Origin of the sequence: Nostoc sp. FACHB-133 (genome assembly GCF_014698055.1) — a bacterium.
In the GTDB taxonomy this organism is placed as follows: domain Bacteria; phylum Cyanobacteriota; class Cyanobacteriia; order Cyanobacteriales; family Nostocaceae; genus Nostoc.
The window spans coordinates 1-6,322 of record NZ_JACJSH010000133.1 but is presented as its reverse complement, the minus strand read 5'-3'; the positions used below and the strand labels follow the sequence as shown (position 1 = coordinate 6,322).

At 41.3% G+C, this 6,322-nt stretch carries 7 protein-coding genes; all 7 read right to left on the bottom strand.

Annotated elements, in window-relative coordinates; all coding sequences use genetic code 11:
• Positions 1-70: 70 nt before the first annotated feature.
• Positions 71-208 (bottom strand): hypothetical protein, encoded by a 138-nt coding sequence (locus tag H6G86_RS37480; protein ID WP_190938623.1) that lies wholly within the window; start codon positions 206-208, stop codon positions 71-73.
• Between the two features lie 9 nt (positions 209-217).
• A complete protein-coding gene (locus H6G86_RS39800; RefSeq protein WP_277883719.1) occupies positions 218-352 on the bottom strand; it encodes a hypothetical protein in 135 nt (44 codons plus the stop codon).
• Positions 353-401: 49 nt separating this feature from the next.
• On the bottom strand, positions 402-524 hold the full coding sequence (locus tag H6G86_RS37470) for a two-partner secretion domain-containing protein (protein ID WP_199338582.1): 123 nt from the start codon (positions 522-524) through the stop codon (positions 402-404).
• A 28-nt stretch (positions 525-552) separates the two neighbouring features.
• Positions 553-735 carry a transposase gene (locus H6G86_RS37465; protein ID WP_524538525.1) on the bottom strand — a complete coding sequence of 61 codons (183 nt, stop codon included), beginning with the start codon at positions 733-735 and terminating at the stop codon, positions 553-555.
• Positions 736-1,058: 323 nt separating this feature from the next.
• Entirely contained in the window at positions 1,059-2,687 is a 1,629-nt protein-coding gene (locus H6G86_RS37460; RefSeq protein WP_190938622.1) for a Vgb family protein, read from the bottom strand.
• A gap of 280 nt (positions 2,688-2,967) precedes the next feature.
• Positions 2,968-4,035, bottom strand: a complete 1,068-nt coding sequence (gene glsA / locus H6G86_RS37455) for a glutaminase A (protein WP_190938621.1) — start codon at positions 4,033-4,035, stop codon at positions 2,968-2,970.
• A gap of 150 nt (positions 4,036-4,185) precedes the next feature.
• On the bottom strand, positions 4,186-6,267 hold the full coding sequence (locus H6G86_RS37450; RefSeq protein ID WP_190938620.1) for an autotransporter outer membrane beta-barrel domain-containing protein: 2,082 nt from the start codon (positions 6,265-6,267) through the stop codon (positions 4,186-4,188).
• Between the last annotated feature and the right edge of the window lie 55 nt (positions 6,268-6,322).

Here is a 6,322-nt window from a genome sequence, read left to right as displayed (position 1 = left end):
TGTTAATACTGCTTAAAAAGTATAAATAAATTTATACTACTGGGAAAATGATTTAGTGATCGCTTGTTTTTTACTGGATCTGACGAAACCGCATAGCTCCCGTTATGCTGCTACCTCGGCGTAGCAGTAAAATATCGCGCGATGGGCTACGCCCCGCCGTAGGCGATCGCAGATTGATATTTCCTCTACCACCAGCAATAATTCTCACTTTCTAGGATTATAATAAAGCTTGTTTTTCATAATGCAATCGTTCCGCATTTTTAATTAACTGTTGTAACTGTTCGTACTCCAAACCAATTAAGCGCTGTGTTTCTTTAGGATTCTCTTCAATATGCTTCAGTATGTTGTTCATATTTCTATGTCAAAAAAGCTCTTTAATGTTCTTCTACCACAGAATGTTACTATTTTGGAGATGTCTCATCACTAAAATTAAGACTATTACCTGTACTTGCAATAAACGAACCACTAATATTAAGGAATGCATTGGAATTAAAGATAATCTCATTCGGATTAATTAAAAACAAATGGCTCTCCCAGACTAGATATGTTAAATTAACAACAGAAATACCAATTTAGTAAAACCCTTCTTCTAAAATTATGAAAGTTAGTTAAGCCATAAGCTCTGCGTTTAATGAGCTTAATCTTCTGATTAATTCCTTCTCCTGTTATGGTTCTCGCCCCAGAACTAAATAGCAGCGATTCCCAACTTTGATAACACCTTAATTTAGCTTTCACAAGATTTCTCACCCTTCACAATCAGTAGTCATACTACATCATCAAGCTTGGTGAATTGTCATTTTCCGGCGTTGCAGAATAGAAATATGATATTAGTGCGATGCCTGCGGCGGGCGTAGCCATCACTATGCAATGTCCAAGGTGTACATCAACTCAAATTCACAAGAACGGCAAACAAAGTTACACATTGTCATTAATTAGTTAAGTACCTCTGACAACTTGTCGCAGCCGTCTAATTATAGCGATCGCCTGATTCATATTCTGATTCAGCAATGCCGGGTTTTTATTTATGCAATCAAGCCCCCACAACTGCAAAAATGATTTTAATTAGAGAGCTTGACTGTACGAATAGAATTGTCAACATCTCCAGTTATATACACTGTATCCTTTGCGATCGCAACTCCTGTGAAAATAAAAGGTTTTGGTCCACTGAGGAAGCCCTCAAAGCCGATTGGTAAATTCTTCTTCAAAATCACACTTCTACCAGTGTCAACATTAATAGCTTTAAGACTTTGCGTCCCGGTGTCAGCAACTACTGCAATTCCGTGAGGATGGTAAGCAACGCCCTCTGGAGAGGATAAATTTGAAGCAATCACTTGACGCTCTCCAGTTTTCAGGTTGATTCGCGAAAGTTTATTGCCCAGATACTCTGTAACTAAGACAGTAGAGTCATCCATTACAGCTAGACCAGTTGGACAAGATAAACCACCTGCAACTATACGCCGATTGCTGCCAGATTTGTCAAGGATTTGAGTAATCTGATTTAAAGCACAATCAGCTACCAAAATACTGCCATCTGAAAGCTCAACGGCATCGTAGGGTGCAGCGAAGCCTGTGTAGGTGTTGAGTACATCTCCCGTGTTCCGGTCTAGTCGATGCACAGCATTAGCAAACCAACTACTGATAATCGCGTGAGCATCATTAACAGAAACGGTCGTGGGAAATGGAATACCAGCCGCATAGCCACCTAATGTCTTTTGTATGCGTCCGGTTTTTCTATCGAGAATTCGATAGGACGTGGCATCAGCAACATAGAGATTATCATTGTGGACAGCAATTCCCCCTGGCGCTGTCAGTCCCCCACTTTGAATAACTTTTCGGACAGCGCGGGTTTGTGTATTGACTTCAGTGATCCCAGTATCTACGTTGTTAGTTACATAGAGCAAATCGTTGAGGCCAAAAGCAATATTATCCAGTCCTGGTTGTAACTTAACAATTAACTCACTCTGACCTGTTGTCGTATTTATCTTCAGGATTTCGCCCCGTGCGATATCTACCGCAAAGAGTTCACCTTTAGAATTAAACTTAACAGCGACTGGAGTTTTTAAGCCTGATGCAACTTTTTGTATAACACCAGTATCAACATTAATTTTGGCGATTTCCCCTGTAAACTGGAGGGGACTGTACAAAAATCCATCGGGGCCAAAGTCAAAAGCATTCAACCCTGGTTGATTGAGAATCAAACGTGGGGAAGTTAGTCCGCTTAAGTCAATTTCATAAAGTCCTTTTAACGCAGGATTTAAAGCTTGAGCAACAAAGACGCGACCGCTCTGCTCATTTTGTATAATCGGATTAACACCTGGTATACCTGAAGCAATGGTCTTGAAATTCCCTGTCTTAGGGTTAAAGCTTCTAACTTCACCTTCGATTGTAGCCGTGTAGAAAATTTGGCCGTCTGGCTTAAGGAAGAAATCGTCAGCCTGACCCTCAGGACGATTGATAAAGGTTTCGTACTCTCCCGTTATCACATTAACTCGATACACGGTTTGCTCAATGATGCTTGTCACATATAGTTGTCCTGTTGCGTCAAAATTAAGGCCGTTAAAACCCTTGAAGGATGATGGCCCTACTAAGACTTCTGGAACTGCTTGCGCGAAACCGACATTGAGTAGGCAGCAACTGTTTGCTAATAGAAGTCCCCATTGCCAAAACTTATTTTTCAAACCTTTCATAAGCGATTACTTTGTAAAGTTTAACCAGCATAGTGCTCAGGCATTGACATAAATTTGATTATGTAGAATAAGCCCTGACTGATATAATTAGAATACTTTTGCTCTTGCTATGAGTGCGACGTTTTTTAAGGAAAACTACTTTCCAATTTTGGAAAATCAATTTTTAAAAATTAATCAACTAATTTATAAACCAAAATAAATTGGGGGTTTTGACCAAGAGCTATAAGGATTAACACTAGATGCAAAGCTACTAATAAGCATATCAACAAGACTGCTACATCTAAAATGCAAAGTTACGAATAGGTTCTACAGCATTATACAAATGTAGTCCAAAGTCTCTAGTAAGCTGTTCACAAACTTTGATTGCACGTACACTATTGCCTTTGGCATCAAGCGGGGGTGAGAAAATACCAATTCCACACTTTCCAGGTATGGCCATAACTAGACCTCCACTGACTCCACTTTTGGCAGGAAGTCCAACTCGATAAGCCCATTCTCCTGCAAAATCGTACATTCCGCAGCTATGCATTAGGCTAAGTATATCTTGGACATAATACTTGTTTAGTGCCTGTTCTCCTGTGATTGGATTGACTCCTTTATTTGCTAAAGTTGCTCCCATCATTGCCAAATCATGACAGCTAACTGAAATGGAACATTGCTGAAAATATAAATCTAAAGTTTCCTCAATGTTGTCACTAATCATGCCAGAATTATGCATTAAGTAAGCAAGTGCTTTATTTTTACTCCCAGTTGCCTTTTCTGACAAAAATACAGACCAATCTACATTATGTTCCCGTCCGGTGTAGCGACTGAACATCTTCAGTATTTGTTCAAGTCTGTTGCTAGCACCGTCAACCGTAAGTAAATTAGTCGTAGCGATGGCGCCTGCATTTACCATCGGATTATAAGGACGATTATTTTTTTGATCTAGATCAATTGAGTTAAAAGCTTGGCCTGTTGGTTCTACGCCCACTTTATTCAACACAACTTCCCGCCCATAATTCTCCAATGCCATACCGTAAACAAACGGTTTGGAGATGGATTGGATAGTAAATGTCTGTTGGTAGTCTCCTATCTGATAAATTTGGCCATCTGTGGTAACTATAGAAATACCAAACCACTCTGGGTTTGCTTTTTTGAGTTCTGGTATGTAGTCTGCAAGTAGACCCTCTTTTAAAGACTGATATTTTTGATGCAGATCAAACAAATAATTCTGAAATTGAGAGTTTCTAGACTTCTTTATATTAGAACCATCTAATAATTGTTCTAATTGAATATGTCTATTATTGACTTGGTTATGAGAAGGTTTACAGATTAGTAAAGAGCCAGATTTCTGTTGAGCTTTCATTTTGGAATTACCTATAAATTTGGATTGTAGTTTATATGCTTTTCTCGGACTCTTTATAGAATAGATGAAATCAATTTTACACACATCGTTCAATCGGGAAATTGTTTTTCCAATTGTGGAAAGCAATTTTTGTAAATTAGTAGCACTAATTTATGAACCCGAACAAGTAGGCAGTTGTGACCAAGAACCACCAGGAGCAACAGTCGGTGCAGATGCAGTGAGAATTACCTCACCATTAGCTCCATATATCCATCCTTGAGCTTCAATCAGTGGCATGGGTGTAAGTAGTTCATGCTTATTGTCAGTCGCTGTATTCTCTTGTGGCGTTGAGATACTTGCGCTTGTGACAGTTGGTATCTGGTAAGTTTGATAGGGTGCAATTGAGGGGTCATCTGGCATTACTGGCAAGCCGCCGTTCCCGGTGATGATGAATTTCCCTTCTGGTCGTTTACTTCGGGCAATACAACTATTAGCAATCAACTGTGAAGTATCGATGATGTTTGTAGGCAGAGTAGTTAAGCCTTGACTAGGATTAACATCAGGTGTGTTGAGTTGCACTACGCCATTGAATTCTGAACCACGGGCAGAACTAGCTGTGATATCACTTAATGGTGTAGGTTCTAAACGAAACTGAGTACCAAAGATACCAGAAGCGTTTATTATGACTTGACCACCAAAGCTATTTTCAGCATTGGCACTGATGTCGCTATTTTCTTTGGGAACAGCGACTAGGTTACTAGTATCAATCGTAATATTGCCACCAGTGGAATTACCTATGGCATTGGTAGTGATGCTGCTACCTCGGCGTAGCAGTAAAATATCGCGCGATGGGCTACGCTCCGCCGTAGGCGATCGCAAATTAATATTTCCCTGTCCTCCAGTGGTTTCAGCACTAAGAGAAGCTTGATTATCTAACTCAATAGAGCCTGCTTGCACCTTAATGTTGCCCGCACCACCTAAACCAGTACTGGTAACACCTATTTGCCCACTATCCCGAACAATCAGCTGTCCAGTAGTAATCCTAATGTCTCCTCCCTCACTGGCAGAATCGACAGTGTTAGCAAATAAGCCACTATCTGAGCTAGCCCGATCTAATATTATCCTATCAAATGGAGCCAGTCGGGAATCGAAGTTAGGATTGCTGCCAGAGATGGTAACGCTATCAGTAGCATTAACGATAATATTACCTGCATCCCCCTGCCCACGAGTGAGAGTAAGCAGTTTAGAACCATTGGTGACAGTTAGTGAGCGACTAGCGATCTCAATGTTACCCCCATTGCCCACAGCGCCATTTGCCACCGTGCTGAACACATTACCTCCATCAAAAGAGACATTATTCCTAGCTTGAATAGTTATGTTACCTGCATCTCCTTGACCTTGAGTATCGGCAGCCATTCTAGCGTTATTGGTGACAGAAAGCGATCCAGTTGTAATGGTGATATTACCTCCGCTGCCCATCGCTCCTGGTACCACTGAGCTGAATATACCACTGCGAAGGAATTCATCGCTACTTGTCGTTCCGCTCATAGAGACGGTATTAAGAGCATTAATGGTCACATTACCTGCATTGCCTTGTCCATAAGTGCTGGAATTGAGCGCGCCACCATTAGTCAAGAAAAGCGACCCAGTTGTGATATTGATATCACCCCCATTACCCACGGCTCCTGACTCCACTCTGGTGAAGACAGTGCTGGCATAACTTCCGGTGGGACCTGCACCATTGAAGGAGACGGTATCTGTTGCGTGAATTGTGACATTGCCCGCATCCCCCTGCCCGTAAGTCCTGGCAATCAGTACAGCGCCATTAGTTACAGAAAGCGATCCGGTCGTGATATTGATGTTGCCCGCATTGCCCACGCCTGTCTCTTCCACATTACTGAATACTTGAGTAGAGAATCCATTACTATTCACCCCATCAAAGGAAACCGTATCGCGGGCAAGTATATTTATACCGCCCGCGTCCCCCTGCCCGGAGGTGCTAGCATTTAATACAGCACCATTAGTTAGCGAAAGCGACCCTGTAGTGATATTGATGTTGCCCCCATTGCCGAAACTTCCATCGAATACCACATTGGAGATAACACTTTCATCAATATTTGTTGCCTGTGTTGCATTGATTTCAATATCCCCCGCCTTTGAGGCAATCGAACCTAACCCTGAATCTATCCCTGCTCGCACCCTTGTACGGGAGCTATGCGGTTTCGTCAGATCCAGTAAAAAACAAGCGATCACTAAATCATTTTCCCAGTAGTATAAATTTATTTATACTTTTTAAGCAGTATTAACA